The organism is Pantoea sp. 18059 (assembly GCF_902706165.1).
Taxonomy (GTDB): domain Bacteria; phylum Pseudomonadota; class Gammaproteobacteria; order Enterobacterales; family Enterobacteriaceae; genus Pantoea; species Pantoea agglomerans.
In genome coordinates, this window is the sequence record NZ_CACSJS010000001.1 from 1,038,903 (window position 1) to 1,056,209 (window position 17,307).

20 protein-coding genes are annotated in these 17,307 nt (G+C 53.7%); 9 read left to right on the forward strand and 11 right to left on the reverse strand.

The window, feature by feature from the left end; all coding sequences use genetic code 11:
- The first annotated feature begins 102 nt into the window (after window positions 1-102).
- The 5 genes from mdtJ to GVJ63_RS04900 all read left to right on the forward strand — a co-directional run bounded on the left by mdtJ (window position 103) and on the right by GVJ63_RS04900 (window position 2,841).
- Complete coding sequence (gene mdtJ / locus GVJ63_RS04880; protein ID WP_010258741.1) at window positions 103-453, forward strand: multidrug/spermidine efflux SMR transporter subunit MdtJ; 351 nt, start codon at window positions 103-105, stop codon at window positions 451-453.
- Entirely contained in the window at window positions 440-769 is a 330-nt protein-coding gene (gene mdtI, locus GVJ63_RS04885) for a multidrug/spermidine efflux SMR transporter subunit MdtI (RefSeq protein WP_010258739.1), read from the forward strand. The genes mdtJ and mdtI overlap by 14 nt, the downstream gene beginning before the upstream one ends.
- A 200-nt stretch (window positions 770-969) precedes the next feature.
- Window positions 970-2,112, forward strand: coding sequence for an acyltransferase (locus GVJ63_RS04890; protein ID WP_010258734.1), 1,143 nt, complete (start codon window positions 970-972; stop codon window positions 2,110-2,112).
- Window positions 2,113-2,292: 180 nt separating this feature from the next.
- The gene (locus GVJ63_RS04895) at window positions 2,293-2,553 is read left to right on the forward strand and encodes a hypothetical protein (protein WP_010258727.1); all 261 of its coding nucleotides are present in this window, start codon (window positions 2,293-2,295) and stop codon (window positions 2,551-2,553) included.
- Between the two features lie 102 nt (window positions 2,554-2,655).
- Entirely contained in the window at window positions 2,656-2,841 is a 186-nt protein-coding gene (locus GVJ63_RS04900; RefSeq protein ID WP_159226487.1) for a hypothetical protein, read from the forward strand.
- Window positions 2,842-2,938: 97 nt separating this feature from the next.
- On the opposite strand, the gene GVJ63_RS22175 is transcribed toward GVJ63_RS04900, so the two are convergent.
- The 7 genes from GVJ63_RS22175 to copC all read right to left on the reverse strand — a co-directional run bounded on the left by GVJ63_RS22175 (window position 2,939) and on the right by copC (window position 8,391).
- Complete coding sequence (locus GVJ63_RS22175; RefSeq protein ID WP_010258717.1) at window positions 2,939-3,076, reverse strand: hypothetical protein; 138 nt, start codon at window positions 3,074-3,076, stop codon at window positions 2,939-2,941.
- Between the two features lie 213 nt (window positions 3,077-3,289).
- Window positions 3,290-4,312, reverse strand: a complete 1,023-nt coding sequence (gene adhP, locus GVJ63_RS04905; RefSeq protein ID WP_159226488.1) for an alcohol dehydrogenase AdhP — start codon at window positions 4,310-4,312, stop codon at window positions 3,290-3,292.
- 552 nt (window positions 4,313-4,864) lie between these two features.
- Window positions 4,865-5,305: a hypothetical protein gene (locus tag GVJ63_RS04910; RefSeq protein WP_159226489.1), complete on the reverse strand. Its 441-nt coding sequence runs from the start codon at window positions 5,303-5,305 to the stop codon at window positions 4,865-4,867.
- A 17-nt stretch (window positions 5,306-5,322) separates the two neighbouring features.
- Window positions 5,323-5,997: a hypothetical protein gene (locus GVJ63_RS04915; protein ID WP_235038331.1), complete on the reverse strand. Its 675-nt coding sequence runs from the start codon at window positions 5,995-5,997 to the stop codon at window positions 5,323-5,325.
- Between the two features lie 759 nt (window positions 5,998-6,756).
- Window positions 6,757-7,104 (reverse strand): YebY family protein, encoded by a 348-nt coding sequence (locus GVJ63_RS04920; protein WP_010670792.1) that lies wholly within the window; start codon window positions 7,102-7,104, stop codon window positions 6,757-6,759.
- 28 nt (window positions 7,105-7,132) lie between these two features.
- Complete coding sequence (copD, locus tag GVJ63_RS04925) at window positions 7,133-8,008, reverse strand: copper homeostasis membrane protein CopD (RefSeq protein ID WP_159226490.1); 876 nt, start codon at window positions 8,006-8,008, stop codon at window positions 7,133-7,135.
- A gap of 5 nt (window positions 8,009-8,013) precedes the next feature.
- A complete protein-coding gene (copC, locus tag GVJ63_RS04930) occupies window positions 8,014-8,391 on the reverse strand; it encodes a copper homeostasis periplasmic binding protein CopC (protein WP_022625524.1) in 378 nt (125 codons plus the stop codon).
- A 151-nt stretch (window positions 8,392-8,542) separates the two neighbouring features.
- Here copC and GVJ63_RS04935 point away from each other — a divergent pair, with 151 nt between their 5' ends.
- Together GVJ63_RS04935 and exoX are read left to right on the forward strand one after the other, a co-directional pair.
- The gene (locus tag GVJ63_RS04935) at window positions 8,543-8,776 is read left to right on the forward strand and encodes a DNA polymerase III subunit theta (RefSeq protein WP_010258692.1); all 234 of its coding nucleotides are present in this window, start codon (window positions 8,543-8,545) and stop codon (window positions 8,774-8,776) included.
- Window positions 8,773-9,444, forward strand: coding sequence for an exodeoxyribonuclease X (exoX, locus tag GVJ63_RS04940; RefSeq protein WP_022625523.1), 672 nt, complete (start codon window positions 8,773-8,775; stop codon window positions 9,442-9,444). The genes GVJ63_RS04935 and exoX overlap by 4 nt, the downstream gene beginning before the upstream one ends.
- On the opposite strand, the gene GVJ63_RS04945 is transcribed toward exoX, so the two are convergent.
- Window positions 9,438-11,501, reverse strand: coding sequence for a prolyl oligopeptidase family serine peptidase (locus GVJ63_RS04945; RefSeq protein WP_159226491.1), 2,064 nt, complete (start codon window positions 11,499-11,501; stop codon window positions 9,438-9,440). The genes exoX and GVJ63_RS04945 overlap by 7 nt on opposite strands.
- A gap of 126 nt (window positions 11,502-11,627) precedes the next feature.
- The gene (locus GVJ63_RS04950) at window positions 11,628-12,284 is read right to left on the reverse strand and encodes a tellurite resistance TerB family protein (protein WP_010258682.1); all 657 of its coding nucleotides are present in this window, start codon (window positions 12,282-12,284) and stop codon (window positions 11,628-11,630) included.
- Between the two features lie 166 nt (window positions 12,285-12,450).
- Here GVJ63_RS04950 and purT point away from each other — a divergent pair, with 166 nt between their 5' ends.
- The gene (gene purT / locus GVJ63_RS04955; RefSeq protein WP_158131629.1) at window positions 12,451-13,629 is read left to right on the forward strand and encodes a formate-dependent phosphoribosylglycinamide formyltransferase; all 1,179 of its coding nucleotides are present in this window, start codon (window positions 12,451-12,453) and stop codon (window positions 13,627-13,629) included.
- A gap of 34 nt (window positions 13,630-13,663) precedes the next feature.
- Here the strand turns inward: purT and GVJ63_RS04960 are convergent, their stop codons facing one another.
- Window positions 13,664-14,302, reverse strand: coding sequence for a bifunctional 4-hydroxy-2-oxoglutarate aldolase/2-dehydro-3-deoxy-phosphogluconate aldolase (locus tag GVJ63_RS04960; RefSeq protein ID WP_010258674.1), 639 nt, complete (start codon window positions 14,300-14,302; stop codon window positions 13,664-13,666).
- 214 nt (window positions 14,303-14,516) lie between these two features.
- Complete coding sequence (gene zwf / locus GVJ63_RS04965) at window positions 14,517-15,992, reverse strand: glucose-6-phosphate dehydrogenase (RefSeq protein ID WP_010258671.1); 1,476 nt, start codon at window positions 15,990-15,992, stop codon at window positions 14,517-14,519.
- A gap of 364 nt (window positions 15,993-16,356) precedes the next feature.
- Between zwf and GVJ63_RS04970 the strand changes: the two genes are divergently transcribed.
- Entirely contained in the window at window positions 16,357-17,235 is an 879-nt protein-coding gene (locus tag GVJ63_RS04970) for a MurR/RpiR family transcriptional regulator (RefSeq protein WP_200843104.1), read from the forward strand.
- Window positions 17,236-17,307 lie beyond the last annotated feature (72 nt).

Consider the following 17,307-nt stretch of genomic DNA (forward strand, 5'->3'; position numbering starts at 1 on the left):
GCGTAACGCCCTGTAGTCCCCTCACCACTTCGAACTGTTCTGAGTCTGCCCGCACATTGTGCGTTGTTGCAGGTCGTCCTTTATCGTTGCTGGAGAGCACCCATGCGCGCCTGGGTTTTATTATCACTCGCTATTGTTACTGAAATTATTGGTACCCTTTTTATGAAATGGTCCAGCCTCAATGGCAGCCATTCCGGCTACCTGATGATGCTGGGCATGATTGCCTGTTCTTATATTCTGCTGAGTTTCGCCATTAAACGTATCGCCCTGGGCGTGGCTTATGCGCTGTGGGAAGGTATCGGCATCATGCTGATTACGTTATTCAGCGTGCAGCTGTTTGGTGAAACGCTGTCAGCGCTGAAAATCTGTGGGCTGGTGACGCTGATCGTCGGAATTGTGTTGATCAAAACCGGCACCCAATCATCAGCGGAGGTTAATCATGCTCATCGCTGATCTTGTTCATGCGTCCTGGCTGGCGCTGGCTATCGTGCTGGAGATTGCCGCTAACATATTCCTTAAATATTCTGATGGATTTAAGAAACCGCTATACGGTCTGCTTTCACTTTGCTGTGTCCTGCTCGCGTTCAGCGCACTCGCTCAGGCGGTCAAAGGTATCGATCTCTCGATCGCCTATGCGGTCTGGGGCGGTTTTGGGATTATCGCCACTGTCGCGGCCGGATGGGTGTTGTTTGGCCAGCGGCTGAACCGCAAAGGCTGGGCCGGCCTGACCCTGTTGCTGGCCGGTATGATCCTGTTAAAACTGGCCTGATCCACCATTTCAATCAGTGATATTGATTAAGGGTGTGCCACTGCACGCCCTTAACTTCCTGTGCTTTCCCGCCCTGTTTGGGTTGATTTCCCCCACTTACCTGTGCTCGGAATCTTCTTACTTTTGTAAAGGCCCGTTTACATATCTGTTGCCTTGAGGCTTAGTGAGCGCCGAAGGTCGGATAAAAACGAGGAATAGTTATGTCTGCAACACGAGGTTGGTCTACGGAGCTGGAGGGATTACGCGGCATCGCTTCTCTCTGGGTATTAGTTGGCCATATCAGCTTACTGGTTCATTGCCATATCACGCTTATTTCATCCCCTGGCATCGGGGTCGATCTGTTTATTCTGTTATCGGGTTATCTGATGGCGAAAAACTACGTCGAGCGTCAGCAGAAAGAGCCGTGGCAGAGCACAGAGACCATCAAGAAGTTCTGGATCCGGCGCTTCTTCCGCATCGCCCCGCTCTACTATCTGCTGTTAATCATCGCCCTGATTTATGGCCCGTGGTTTGGCGAGATGCGTGACACCATTGCTCATTTCTATTCCGGCACCGCCACAGAGTCGTCGCGTTACAACGACCAGTCGCTGGCAAACATCCTGACCCACTTCAGTTTCCTGTTCGGCCTGCTGCCCGAATATGGTTTTAATACTGTGCTGCCTGACTGGAGCATCGGGCTGGAGATGCAGTTCTATCTGCTGTTCCCGTTCATCATGCTGGTGACGCTGCGCTTTGGTTATGCCGCCTCGCTGATTGGCATCATGGCGCTCTGCTGCGCTGGCCGATATGTGCTGGCAGATTATTATGAGGCGTTTGAGATGCCTTCAATGATCCTGATAAAGCTGAATATGTTCCTGTCGGGGATGCTGCTGGCCGAGGCGATTCGCCGTAAATCCCTGCTCTACGTCGCCTTTGCGCTGCTCGGCCCGGTTGCCAGCGTGGCGATGGGCCTGGGCGCGATTAAGCTGCAGGTGATTATGGAGGCGCTGATGATCGTCGGTATGACGGCGATTCTGTGGCAATACCCGCAGGGCAGCCTGATGGCAACGCTGATTGCTCTGCCGCGTAAGCTGCTGAACAACCGTCTCAGCACCTGGCTGGGCGACGTGTCGTTTTCGGTCTACCTGCTGCATCTGCTGATTGTAATCCCGCTGATCGCACTGCTGCTCAATCACACCGACATCGAGTTTAAGAGCGACATGATGCGTTTCCTGATTGTCTGCGTCTCTGCTATCCCGGTGACCTATGCGCTGGCCTCTTTACTCTATAAGTATGTTGAGAAGCCCGGCATTCAGATTGGTAAGCGCGTGCTGAAGCCGAAGCTGGCCGATCAGACCAGCTGAGTTTTTAAGGCAGGCCCTTCTGTTTTTAAAAGCCCCGACTTCGGGGCTTTTTTTATGCCAGGAAAAGCGCAATTGGCTGTGATAACGAGCCTGCTCAGGCATTGATTAAGCTCGTCGCCAGCACACCCGCTGAGGTGAACTACACTTTGCCGGTTAGCAATCTGACTCAGAGGAGAGAACATGAGCATTCAGCATCTGCTGCTATCCACCGACGGTGGCGCAGTGATCATTGAAGCAGAACAACTCGAAAGTGAGCTGGTTATCCCGCCCCACCTGCAGACTCTGACCGGCGGTGAAGCTGATAGCGATACCGGCCATCGGGTGGCGGTAACAAAGCACTACTGCAAGGGACGCTACTATGCGGTTGCCCTTGATCGCCATGCGGCCAGCAATGAAATTGACGACGTGATCGACCTGCTGCATCCGGCCCCGCTCGATTAGTCTTTGTCAGACCGAACCCGTACATGTTCCGCTGAACTGCTGGCGTGAAAGCTCAGTATTGCCGGTGTGCGGCATTTACCTATTCAGAAGAGGATAAGCATTATGCAAAAGAAGAAGTGGTTTGTTTCTTACGTGATTAAGCCCAAAGGTGAAAATCATGTCACGACTCACGCCTTTATCGAGGGCGACGATGTCGAGGAGGCGCTGGAAGCCTTTATGTTCGAAACCAAAAAAAGCCTGGCGCTGGAAACCGAAGAGCTGACTCTGCTTTCGGTGAGCCTGGTGTAGACTCTGATTAACCTCGCGATTGCGGGGTTTTTTATGTCCTGTATCAGGATCGGTTATCTATTTATATTATTTATAATTTCCCTGGTGCGGCACTCAGTTACTTACTGGGATACGGCCAGGCGTGATCAACGCCTGTTGATGACAGCAGACCGGTAACCGCCAGATACGCCAGTATCAGGACAAACAGCACAATCGCTGCAATTTCAATGGATTTGAGTAAGTGATGCTTAGCCATAAATAACCCTCCTTCAGATGTGTGTAATCAGACTTCACCCCATAAACTATAATGTTACCGGTAAAGTTCAAGTGAAAATCACATCATGAAACATAAAGCCGCGCTTATTAATGCTTTAACGGAATGTGCGCTTACGCATTCAGAGGGAGGGAGCTGGCCTTACAGGCATAAAAAAGCCCGCACGGCGCGGGCTTCTGCGATTATCAGCACGGATTATTCAGCAGACTGACCGCTAAAGTCGATTACCATCCTGCCGCGGATCTTGCCCTGAATCATCTCATCGAAGATGGCATTGACCTCACTAATCTTCCTTTTGGTCACCTTCGGCACCACCTTCCCTTCTGCCGCAAACTGGAAAGCTTCCGCCAGATCGTTACGCGTCCCGACCAGCGATCCTACTACCTGAATGCCATCGAGCACCAGACGTGGAATATTCAGGCTCATCGCTTCCGGCGGCAGTCCGACAGCCACCACCCGACCACCGGCCCTGACCGCATCGACAGCAGAGTTAAACGCTGCTTTGGCAACCGCCGTTACCACAGCCGCATGCGCCCCACCGGTTTGTTCCTGAATAAAACGAGCCGCATCTTCGCTGGCCGAGTTTACGACCAGGTCGGCGCCCATCTCTTTCGCCAGTGCCAGTTGCCCATCACTCACATCAACCGCGATCACTTTGGCGTTAAAGACATTTTTCGCATACTGCAGAGCGAGGTTTCCCAGCCCGCCAAGACCGTAAATCGCCAGCCACTGACCCGGTTTTACCTCGGACACTTTCACCGCTTTATAGGTGGTGACACCGGCGCAGGTGACACTACTGGCGGCGTAAGGATCAAGCCCGTCGGGGACTTTGACCGAATAGTCTGCAACGACGATACACTCTTCAGCCATACCGCCATCGACGGTATAACCGGCATTAACGACCTCTCTGCAGAGCGTTTCGTTACCGGAGTTGCAGTATTGGCAGTGCCCGCAGCCCTTAAAGAACCATGCCACGCTGGCACGATCGCCAGGCTTGAGTGAGGTGACATCTGGCGCGACTTCCTCAACAATACCGATACCTTCATGACCCAGCGTCACGCCGGTTTTATCACCGAAATCCCCGTTCTTCACATGCAGATCGGTATGGCATACGCCACAGCATTCCATCCTGAGCCGTGCTTCGCCCGTTTTGAGAGGACGTAGCGTCTTCTCAACCACTTCAACCTTGTGTTCATTGTTAGCAATTGCCGCTTTCATAAACGATGCTCCTTTTGATTGAAGCTTTAAGGATAAGCCAAACCGCGGTGATGACAAGATGACAGGTAAGCTTTGGGTGCGAGGATGGCAGGGTTGTTTCTGCTTTTGCAGAGTGGAGTGGGTTTTTGGGATGGAGACCGGGCACCTTAAACTAGTAGGGTTATTTTGCGTTCGCTTTTCCACTCAAATTTTCAGCTCACTAATATGTCAGGATTTTATCAACACCATCGGTTAAATTTAATATACACATAAGAAACTATGATAACCCATGCAAAACTAAGAAGTGCTGCATACTGCGGAACAAAGCAGATGAAGATATACACGCCAGCCACAATAACTGCAGCAGGAACTAAATATAAAAATGACTGAATCAGCCATAAAATAGCACGCTTCATTTATTCATAATCTCATAAAGAGCGTCAGCAATTTCCCCCTGTTTGGCAGTACAGGTGCTGATACTACCGCATCGAATATTGCATGGACGGAAAAACCTGAATAAATACCCATTTTATGCCCAAAGCTTTCAGTTAAAACTTTTCAATGGCTAAATGTTTAATTCTGCCATTGAATCATTTCATCCAGCCTCTTCAGAATGTCGGGGAAATAGCTTTCATCAAGGCCAAAGCTGCCTTTAACCTGAACGCTGTCGGCATGAGGCTCCGGTCGAAGGATAAAATCAATAGTTACGCTATCAATAGTATTTTCATTTGTCAGTATCATATCAAGCTGATGAATATCGCTCTGATATTTAAACGACTTTAACTTTTTCTGAGCAATTATCGCCTGATGAAAAGCTGAAAATTCTTTCTTCAACATTTTCAACTCTCCAACAGTGAACTCAGTCTTAAACGCCACCTTCAGGCCGCTTACCGAGAATTCTATCCAGGACTGTATCCAATCCCAGTTATGGTTAACAGGATCGGCTTCGTTATCCACTATGCGTTCAAAAGGTGCGATTGCGAAAGTAAATTCTTCACTCCTGATATCAAACATGGAAATGTTCCTGTTAATTAATGAAAATATTGAAAATGAGATATTGTCCAGTCCGATTCTCTGACAATCACCTCTAATTTGTACTTCTGATAGACATACTCTTGAAGCTGCTTATCGAAGCGCAGTTTATAAATGTCCGTTTCGTATCGGAACATTTCCTTACCTTCACGAGGATCTGGCATGCGCTTGCCATAACGAATAGCCCTTTCCTGAATTTGCAAAGGAACATATCGAGCGGGTTCGTACATATGGCTTGCGGCTGTTTGCGTCATTTTAAGTTTGCGCGCATGTAGCCCGAATTTCAGCCGCCCACGCAAAATAGATACCGTACCCTGACTAATTTTTGCTGAGATTGCCGCACGTGAGCCAGCTTCAAATAGTACCCGTCCGGTACGAAGAATACGAAAAACACCTAACGCCAATAATGCAATATCAGTTGGATCAATTAGCGGTGTTTCAAGCGGTGCTTCTTCAAGGTGAAGAAAATGCCCCTGAACATCATAAATCTGCCACAAACCCGGAGCCTGTGCGACCGAGTAACCGATACACATACCGCTGGTTTCATCTGTTACGGGCTTTGCATTTCCTGGCAAATGGCTGGGGCGAATCTCAAAAAAAACGCCCTGAGGCAATCTCGACTCAAATGTGTAGTAACGTCCAGGCTCCTGTTTTGCTGCTGTTCCTGATATCATTCTCAATCCCTCGTTCATGATAATGGCTGTATTATAGTGCCACACTAAGATAAAACGATCACTCTCCGAAATTTACCCATCCGTCCGTCAGAGAACTATAAATACGTGAATCCCTCGGCACGAGCTGTGTCCCCTAACATACCTTCAATCAATGGACATCAGATGAATGATTAACGTCACTGTTTCTGCGTTATCGATATCAATAACGCCATACTTACCATGAAGACCTGATCCAACGTAACGCCCCAGATGCATTAATGAGAGTATTAGTCGAAGCGCGCGAAATGAGAGGTATTAAGATTGGGCCAGACCTGCCGAATTTTCATGAGATGAGACGCGCTGAAAGTCGACTATTTGATGTGAGAAGCGAAGAGGTTTTTTGTAAAGGCCATTCGACCATAAAAAACTTTTCTATGAAGAAAAACAATCGTGATTCAAGCGATCAGGAATATGTGATGGCATAGATTAAATATTGTGATTTCGGGTTATTTCGTAAAAGTCACAGAAAAATCTTTATAAATCATAGAACAAAAAAAGACCGAATACGATTCCTATATTCGGTCCAGGGAAATGGCTCTCAAGGAGCCGTGCGCTAAAAGTTGGCATTTATGAAGGCGATGTCGCCTTGCCATTTAACATTAGAACAGCGCGGTGGAATTGCCAGCAAACGGGAGCCGCAGGGGCATAAACCGGATCAGTTTGTGATCGCAACGGCAAAAAAGAGGGGTTGGGCGCAGCGCGATGCTGCACCCGACAGGTTTATTTACCGCACAGCGCCTGGGTGCGCTCAACAATCGGCTGCAGACTCATCATCTGGCCCGGATGCGCTTTGTCTTCGGCCTGGATCACGCTGATCGGCTGCGCTTTCACCTGTTTGTTTTTGAACAGTGTGTCGGCGATATCGTTCAGGGGGTATGTCATCAGCGTGCTCGGATTGATGGCAAACATCGCACCATCTTTCTCACAGGTCAGCATCACCTCTTCACGGTTAAACGGCCACTTCTCTTTACCGATCTCAAAGCGGCTGACGGTAATGATTTGTGCCGCCAGCGCCTGGCCGCATACGGATAACAACAGGATTGCGGGGATCACTTTCTTCAGCAACATAACTACCCTTTTCTCTCTTAAACCACATTCAGGCTGGCGACAGCGTGGCAAATACGCTGACCAGCCCAACCACTCCGCACGCCAGCAGCAGTTCAAGCTGCGTCATGCGAATAAATTTTTGCTGCGTCCCGCTGCCCGCCAGGCGGAATCGCGGCACCAGCCAGTATCGGTTAATCAGCGCCACCAGCACCATCAGGGCAACCAGCAACACTTTACACAGCAACAATACAATGTAGCGTGAATCGTGCCACGTCAGCGGCCAGCCCGCGATCATCACGCTGTTTATCAGGCCACTCAGCAGCGTTAACGCCACCGCCAGATGACCATAGCGCGAAAAGCGCATCATGGTACGGATAGCGTCAGTACGCCGATCGATCTGGCGCGCCTCCCGCATCAACAGCAACAGAGGCAGTAATCCGCCCGTCCAGAACGCCGCGGCAATCAGATGTAGTGCATGATTGAGCTGCTGAAACAATCCCGGCCAGCCATCGCGCATCGCGGCATGACCAATCAGAGCCATGCAGGCCAGTTGCAGAACGCCCGCCAGCAGTAACACCTGCTGACGCAGCCGCCCGGTCAGTAACAAACCGGCAACGGCCAGCAGGCTAAACAGGATTTCCCACAGCCACACGCCACCGAAGTGCGTGCCAATCACCGCCAGCCAGATATCGACATCAGCCAGATTGGCGCTGTCGCCGCTCATCAATACATTCTGGCAGGCCAGCATCGCCAGCGCACTCAGCAGCGCCAGCCAGGCGCTCCCTTTCACCAGCGGGTTTAATCGTAGCGCCAGTAGTGGTCGATAGCGTCCGGGTGCCAGCAGCGCACTGTAACAGGCGCTGCCGGTCAGCAGCATCACGGCGGCAAAATGCAGCGCGCGTAACAGGATCCAGAGGGTGGTCACCGGAGTTACTTCACGCTAAAGCGATAGCTTCCTGCGGTTTTATGTCCATCCACCGACAGCACATGCCAGTTAACCTGATAGCTGCCCGCTTGCAGCGGCTGAGACAGGCCCACAATCAGCCGGTTTTTCTGGCCAGATTCAACGCGGGCTTTAGCGGTGGCGACGGGCTTCTGTGCACTATCCAGCAGCGTGACGCCGCTGAATGCCGCTTCAATATCTTCACTGAAGTTCAGCGTCAGCGCATCGGTGGATGTCATTACCTGCGCTTTGGCCGCCGGGATAGAAGACTGGAGATGCGCATGCGCCGCTGCCAGCGAACTGAATGTCATCAGTCCGGCTGCCGCCAGCGCAATAACCATGCGGGAAATCAGTTTTTTATGCATAAGATCATCCTTTTAACCACCGCCAGGGCGATAAACGTGGCAAAAGGATACGCTGCTGTATTTGCACTGTCGAGGCCAGCGATGCGATCCTTTATCCTTGATTCAGACCGCCGAAAACATTACTTTTGCCCGCTATCGTCAGGAGAATATTATGAGCCATAACCTTGCCCTGCTGTCCCAGGAAGAGAAAGACAAGATTAATGTCGATTTGGCGGCAGCAGGTGTGGCGTTTAAAGAGCGCTATAACATGCCGATCGTCGCCGAAATGGTGGCGCAGGAGCAGCCCGAAGCGCTGCGTGACTGGTTTCGTCAGCGTCTGATGCACTACCGCCAGGCCTCGCTCAGCCTGTCGCGCCTTCCTTATGAACCGAAGATGAAGCAATGATATTTCGCGTTATTGATACCGAAACCTGCGGCCTGCAGGGTGGCGTAGTCGAAGTGGCGTCCGTGGATGTGGTCAACGGCCAGATTGTGAATCCGATGAGCGATCTCACCCTGCCCGACCGCCCTATCAGCCGTCAGGCAATGGCCGTGCATCGCATCACCGAAGCGATGGTCGCCGGTAAGCCGACCATTGAAGAGGCGATCCCTCGCTATCACGGCAGTGCTTTTTACGTGGCGCACAACGCCAGTTTTGATCGCCGGATGCTGCCGGAGATGTACGGAGAGTGGATCTGCACCATGCAGCTGGCGCGTCAGCTCTGGCCGGGCATTAAATATGGCAACCAGGCACTGCGTCATTCGCTGAAGCTGGATGTCACGCCGCCCGCCGACCTGCATGCTCACCGCGCGCTCTATGACTGCTATGTTACGGCAGCACTGCTGATCCGTATTATGGAGACCTCCGGCTGGAGTGCCTCCGAGATGATTGTGCGGTCACAACCTGCGGCCCAGCGCGACGACGTTCTGCCGTTTGGCAAATACCGCGGCCAGGCGATCGCGGTCGTTGCGCGCAAGGATCCGGGCTATCTGAAGTGGATGCTGGATAACGTCAGCGATCTGCGCCCGCCATTGCGGCAGGCGCTGCGTAAGTACCTGACCGAATCTCAGTAATCCTGGGCTGGCGGTAAGGTGCCCTGCGCCAGTCCCAGCAGGAAGGTGTATTCCATCGCGATCCCTTCATAGGCTTTGTAGCGCCCCGACTTGCCGCCGTGACCCGCATCCATGTCGGTGCAGAGCAGCAGCAGGTTATTGTCGGTTTTCATCGATCTCAGCTTCGCCACCCACTTGGCTGGTTCCCAGTACTGCACCTGCGAATCATGCAGGCCGGTGGTGACCAGCAGGTGGGGATAGGCTTTCGCCTCGATGTTGTCATAAGGGCTGTACTGGCGGATATAGCGATAGTACTCCGGATCGTTGGGGTTGCCCCACTCGTCATACTCGCCGGTGGTCAGCGGAATCGACTCATCCAGCATCGTGGTGACCACATCCACAAACGGCACCTGGGCAACCACGCCGTGGAACCGCTGCGGTGCCAGGTTAATCACCCCGCCCATGAGTAAGCCACCCGCGCTGCCACCCATGGCATAGAGTCGTTCCGGGTGTCCGATGCCACGCGCCACCAGCGCGTTAGTGACATCGATAAAATCGGTGAAGCTGTTCATTTTGTTCAGCAGGCGACCGCCGTCATACCATTGCTGCCCCAGCTCACCGCCGCCGCGCACCTGTATCAGCGCATAGACAAATCCGCGATCCAGCAGGCTCAGGCGGCTGACGCTGAAGTCGGCATCCATACTGCTGCCGTAGGCACCGTAGCCATACACCAGCATCGGATTCTGACCGGGTTGATAATGTTTGCGGTGATAGACCAGCGATACCGGCACTTCGGTGCCATCGCTGACTTTGATCCAGTGATGTTCGCTTTTGTAATCTTCCGCGTTAAAGCCTTTCACCGCGCTCTGCTTCAGGATGCGGCGTTCGCCGGTATCCATATCCAGTTCAAACAGCGTGGTCGGCGTGGTCATCGACGAATAGCCGTAACGCAGTTTGCTGGTGCGCGGCGTCGGATTGTAGGCCAGCCAGGTCACATAGGTCGGATCGTCAAAGGCGATGCCGCTGGTTTCACCGCTGGCCCAGTTGATCTGCCGCAGGCTGGTCAAGCCGCGCTGGCGCTCCTCGACCACCAGCCAGTCCCGAAACAGCTGAAAATCTTCCATCACTACCTGTTCACGTGCCGGGATCAGGGTTTCCCAGCGTGACTCGTCCAGATAGCGGCTGCGGTACAGCCCGAAGTTTTCGCCTTCCCGGTTGGATCGAATGAAGAACTGATGATCGTAGTGGTCGATGCTGTACTCATGATCGCGGCGGCGCGGCAAAAACACATGGGGCTGCGCGTCGGGGAAGTTCGCATCAATCAGCTGAATTTCGCTGGTGTTGGTGCTGTAGAGGGCAATCATGATGAACTGCTTGGAGGTGGTCTTATGTACGCTGAGATGATAAGTGTCATCCTGCTCTTCATAGACCAGCTGGTCGTCGAACTGCGGCGTGCCCAGTTCGTGTCGCCACACCTGATAAGAAAGCAGCGTCTGCGGGTGTTTTCGCACATAGTAGAGGGTGCGCGAGTCATTACCCCACGCGAAACTGGAAGAGGCGTTGCTCAGCACTTCAGGGTACCAGCTGCCACTCTCCAGGTTACGGAAGCGGATTCCATATTGCCGGCGAGACAGGAAATCTTCAGCCAGCGCCATGACCCGGTTATCCGGACTGATATGCAGCGCGCCCATGGTATAGAAATCACTGTGCGAGGCGCGCTGGTTGGCATCCAGCAGCAGGCTCCACTCGCCAGACTCATCGCTCGCGGCGGGCTGGCGGTAATAGGCCGGGTATTCGTTACCGCTCTGATAACGGCTCTGATAACGGTAGCCATTTTTCACATAGGGCACTGAGTGATCTTCAGGCGGCAGCCGATCGATAATCTCTTTTAATACCCGGTCCTGCAGTGGCTGCTGTGACGACATGATTTTTTTGCCGTAGTTGTTTTCGGCACGCAGGTAATCAAGGACCTCGCTGTTTTCGCGCTTGTCGTCGCGCAGCCAGTAGTAGTCGTCAACGCGCATCTCGCCGTGCAGCGTCATCTCATGGGGTATTTTTTTTGCGATGGGTGCTTTCATCCATCCGTCTCCGTGAACGTAATGATCTGTAAGCGTAACACTTCAGCAGCGGGAAGCCAGGTATAGGTTGAGAAGCAGCCGCTGGCGGATCACATCCTGTGACCCGCCAGCGGAATATCAGAGGGATTAACTGGCGGGTAAACGGGCTTTCTCAGCCTCAAGATCCTGCTGGATACCGTCGCGAACATCCTGGGGGATTTTCAGCGCGTCGCCCAGCGCGGAGAGATAACTGCGCTCCATGAAGTGATCAACGTCGATGGCGGCACAGCTCAGGAAGTAGAGTTCCAGCGCCTCCTCCTCGTTTTTCACATCGGCGGCCAGCCACTGCGGATCCAGCGGGCGGTTCATCGCTTTCTGGATCAGCTGTTCCGCTTCCTGACCGTAACCGGACTGATGAATATTCTGCTCAATGGCTGCCCGTTCCTGATCGTCAATGTGCCCGTCGCTTTTGGCGGCAAACACCAGCGCCGTCACCAGACGTTCGGCCCGCAGGTTAACCGGCGTCTGCGCCACGCCAAAGTCAGGTTCATTCTGGTGCGCTTCGCTGACCCGCTGCTTGTATTTGTTCCATAACACCGCGCCCGCAGCCGCACCGCCACCGATAATCAGCGCCTTGCCGCCATATTTTGTCAGCAGTTTTCGCGACGATTTACTGGCAATCAGCATACCGGCCAGGCCGCCCAGCGCACCCGGCGCCAGCATGTCGCTTAAGCCGCCGCCCGATTTGCCCTCACCGCCCTTCTTCGTCAGTACCGACTGAATTTGTTGCAACCAGTTATTCATCATCCACTCCTTTTAAGATGTCAGTCCGCTATCCTGACGAAAAGGATGTCAGGAAACGTCAGAGCGGGAAAAGTAAGGCAAAAGGTCGTGCCAGATGGACGAAAGATGAGAACGCAAACGTTTTCGTTTATACTTGCGCGCGAATTTTGACTGCTTAGGTGAAGAAATGACGACTCTCGGAACAGCGCTGCGTCCGGCAGCAACGCGTGTGATGCTATTGGGTTCAGGTGAACTGGGTAAAGAGGTGGCGCTGGAGTGTCAGCGTCTGGGTGTGGAAGTGATCGCGGTTGATCGTTACGCCGATGCCCCGGCGATGCACGTCGCCCATCGCAGCCATGTGATTAACATGCTGGATGGCGCGGCGCTGGCTGCGCTAATCGCTGAAGAGAAGCCTGATTTTGTCGTACCGGAAATCGAAGCTATCGCCACGGAGACGCTGGTTGAACTGGAGCAGCAAGGCCAGCGCGTGGTGCCGACTGCCCGTGCCGCCCGGCTGACCATGAACCGCGAAGGCATTCGTCGGCTGGCGGCTGAAGAGCTCTCTCTGCCGACCTCCCGCTATCGCTTTGCCGACAGCAAGGCGCGCTTTGATGAAGCGGCTACCGAAATCGGCTTTCCCTGCATTGTGAAGCCGGTGATGAGTTCATCCGGCAAAGGTCAGAGCTTTATCCGCAACGCCAGCCAGCTCGATAACGCCTGGGACTATGCGCAACAGGGTGGCCGCGCGGGTGCCGGACGCGTCATTGTCGAAGGGGTTGTCGACTTCGATTTCGAGATCACCCTGCTCACCATCAGTGCAGTCGATGGCATTCATTTCTGTGCGCCGATTGGTCACCGTCAGGAGGATGGCGATTACCGTGAATCCTGGCAGCCGCAGCAGATGAGTGATGTGGCGCTGCAGCGGGCGCAGGATGTTGCCGCGCAGGTGGTTAAGGCGCTGGGTGGCTATGGCTTGTTTGGCGTTGAGCTGTTTGTCTGCGGTGATGAGGTGGTATTCAGCGAAGTTTCGCCGCGTCCACACGACACCGGCATGGTGACGCTGATTTCGCAGGATCTGTCAGAGTTTGCGCTGCATGTGCGGGCGTTTCTCGGTCTGCCGATTGGCGCGATTCGCCAGTACGGTCCGTCAGCGTCCGCCGTTATTCTGCCGCAACTGACCAGCCAGAATGTGCAGTTTGTGAATGTCGAAGCGGCGCTGGGTGCCGGTCTGCAACTGCGCCTGTTCGGCAAGCCGGAAATCAGCGGTCAGCGTCGTCTGGGCGTGGCGCTCGCCAGCGGTGACAGCACCGATCAGGCGATTGCGCGTGCCGTTGCCAGCGCAGCAGCAGTCACGGTTCAGGGGTAAACGTGTGCGGTGAGCAGACGCTCACCGCCATAACTTACTTCGCGCCTTCGACAGCTTCGCGTGCCAGGCGGGTGATGCGATCCCAGTCGCCCGCTTCCAGCGCGTCGTTGGGCACCAGCCAGGAGCCGCCGATGCACAGCACGCTTTTCAGCGCCAGATAGTCACGGTAGTTCGCCGGAGAGATGCCGCCGGTCGGGCAGAATCGCACCTGCGGGAAGGGTCCGCCAATCGCCTGCAGCGCTTTAACGCCGCCGTTCGCTTCTGCCGGGAAAAACTTGAACTCGCGCAGACCGTAGTCCATACCGGTCATTAGCTCAGAAACGGTGCTGATGCCGGGAATCAATGGCACCGGCCCTTCAACGGCCGCTTTCAGCAGCGACTCGGTGACGCCAGGACTGATCACAAACTGCGCACCGGCATCGGTCACTTCCTGTAACTGCTGCGGATTAATCACCGTTCCCGCACCAACGATCGCATCCGGCACTTCTTTAATCATCGCACGTAAGGCATCCATCGCCACTGGCGTGCGCAGCGTCACTTCCAGCACTCTGACACCGCCTGCCACCAGCGCTTTTGCCATCGGCACGGCGTGTTCCAGTTTGTTCACAACGATGACCGGCACCACAGGTCCGGTGGTCAGAATCTGTTCTGCACTCGTTTTCCAGTTTTTCATCAGTTCCCCTTGCTTGATAACACCGGGATTGCGACCCGGTCATGGAGCATCGGCTCCTGCCCTGTAAATTGCGTCACTACCATACATGATCAACTTCCTGAGCGTCTATCATCCTGCGACCATTTTGAAACGGCAGTTCAATTTTATTCGTGTTGACTGGCCCGGTTTAAGGGCGAAAAAAAAGCCCGCGTTGCGGGCTTCATCATCACTTCCGTTATTCGAATTCGTTCCACGAACGGCCATCGCGGGTAATCATCGCCACTGAGGCCACCGGGCCCCAGGTGCCCGCCTGATACGGCTTGGAAGAGTCGCCGTCCGCAGCCCAGGCGTCGATAATGGAATCGACATAGGTCCACGCGGCTTCAACTTCATCGCGGCGCACAAACAGCGCCTGGATACCGCGCATGCTCTCCAGCAGCAGACGCTCGTAAGCATCGGCAAGGTGCGACTGGTTAAAGGTCTCGGAGTAGCTCAGATCCAGCTTGGTGGTCTGCAGTTTGTGCTTGTGATCGAGGCCCGGCACTTTATTCAGGATCTCGATATCCACCCCTTCGTCCGGCTGCAGACGAATCGTCAGCTTGTTCTGCGGCAACTCTGAGTAGGAGTCTTTAAACAGGTTCATCTCCGGGTTTTTGAAGTAGACCACGACTTCTGAACACTTGGTCGGCAAACGCTTACCGGTGCGCAGGTAGAACGGCACGCCCGCCCAGCGCCAGTTGTCGATATCGACACGAATTGCCACGAAGGTCTCTGTGGCGCTCGACTTATTGGCACCCTCTTCTTCCAGGTAGCCAGGCACTTTTTTGCCCTGCACAAAGCCAGCGGTGTACTGGCCGCGAACGGTTTTCTCACGCACGTTGGTCTGATCGATGCGGCGCAGCGAGCGCAGCACTTTAACTTTTTCGTCACGGATGCTGTCGGCGCTGAGGTCGGACGGCGGTGACATGGCGATCATGGTCAGAATCTGCAGCAGGTGGTTCTGGATCATGTCGCGCATCTGGCCCGCTTTATCGAAGTAACCCCAGCGGCCTTCGATACCCACTTCTTCGGCCACGGTAATCTGGACGTGGTCGATGGTGCGGTTATCCCAGTTATTCACGAAGATAGAGTTGGCAAAGCGCAGCGCCAGCAGGTTAAGCACCGTCTCTTTGCCGAGATAGTGGTCAATACGGAATACCTGGCTCTCATCAAAGTACTCACCAACGCTGTCGTTGATCTCCTGCGAGGTTTCCAGTGAGGTGCCCAGCGGCTTCTCCATCACTACGCGCGCCGGTTTAGCATTCAGCTTCGCGGTGCCCAGACCCTGACAGATGGCGCCAAAGGTGCTGGGTGGCATGGCGAAGTAGTTGATGGTGGTGCGATTTTTCTGGTCCAGCATCTTGCCCAGTTTCGGGAAGTGCGTGGTGTCGTTGACATCGAGGTTGCAGAAGTCGAGACGATTGCTGAGTTTGTCCCACAGCGCTTCGTCAATCTTCTCCTTCATGAAGGTTTCCAGCGCTTCACGTACCACTTTGGTGTATTCCGCTTTATCCCACTCGGCACGGCCGACACCAATAATGCGGGTTTCCTCGTGGATCTGCCCCGCTTTCTCTAACTGGTACAGTGAAGGCAACAGTTTACGGCGTGCAAGATCGCCTTTGGCACCGAAAATCACCAGATCGCATGCCTGGGCTGTTTGTGTTACCGCCATTTTCCTCTCCTCGTTGCAGGATAGTCCGGTGGTGATGCATCCTCTGCCACCGGGTCCAGGTTATTATTTTCTTTGACCACAATGTACTTTTTTCCCCGCGCCAGGTAAACCGACTCGCCGGGTTAACCGCATTAACTCTGTACCGGATGTGCTAAGCGCGTGTGATGACACGTGCGGATTGCCGGTTTTTTCTGTGTCTGTTGGTGTCAGGAAAATCAGGCACCGGTCAAAGTATCCCAAAAAAAAGGGCAATCGACTTGTCCGCCGTTGCGCCTGGCAGGTGCTGACACGATATAGTCTCTGTTAATCGACTCTGACGACAGGGATAATTGAAATTGGTAAAAGTGATTATGGTCATCGGCTTATGAATATGCTGGAAAAAATTGACGCGCAGTTTGCCGCGCTCAGCAATGCGGAACAGAAAGTCGCCCGGCAGATTCTGGCTGCGCCTCAGGCGGCGATGCACTCCAGCATCGCCACCCTGGCGCGCGAAGCCTGCGTCAGTGAACCCACGGTGAATCGCTTCTGTCATCGACTGGGCGCGCGCGGCTTTCCCGACTTTAAGCTGCAACTGGCGCAGAGCCTGGTAAAAAGCAGCAACTGGGTCAGCCGGGGCGTGGAGGACGATGACAGTGTGGAGAACTACAGCCACAAAATCTTTGACTCGGCGCTGGCAGGGCTGCAGCGGGTACGGGATCAACTGGATAGCACCCATCTGCAGCAGGCCGTCACCTTGCTTACTCAGGCTGACAAACTCGCCTTTTTCGGGCTGGGTGCTTCCGCTGTGGTGGCGCATGACGCCTTTACCAAATTTCTGCGCTTTAATCTGCCGGTCATCTGGTCAGACGATATTGTGATCCAGCGCATGAGTTGCATAAATAGTCGAGCCGGTGACGTTTTTGTTCTCATTTCGCATACTGGACGCACAAAAAATATGGTAGAACTGGCTCGCCTGGCCCGTGTAAACGGTTCCACCGTTATAGCCATCACCTCTGCCGATTCTCCCCTTGCCCATGAAGCAGCGATAGCTTTAGTGCTTGATGTACCGGAAGATACGGATATCTATTTGCCGATGGTATCGCGCCTGGCGCAGTTGACCGTGATCGATGTGTTGGCGACCGGTTTCACCCTGGAACGGGGTGCGCCCTTCCGGGAAAACCTGAAACGCGTGAAAGAGGCGTTGAAAGCGTCGCGTTACGAAAAGCACACCATTCGGGAAAAGGATGATCAGCAAAAAAATTAACATCACATTTACAATGTGAGTCGTATCACAACCCGTCGATCATATAGAATAGATAACCATGCTGTGTCCACA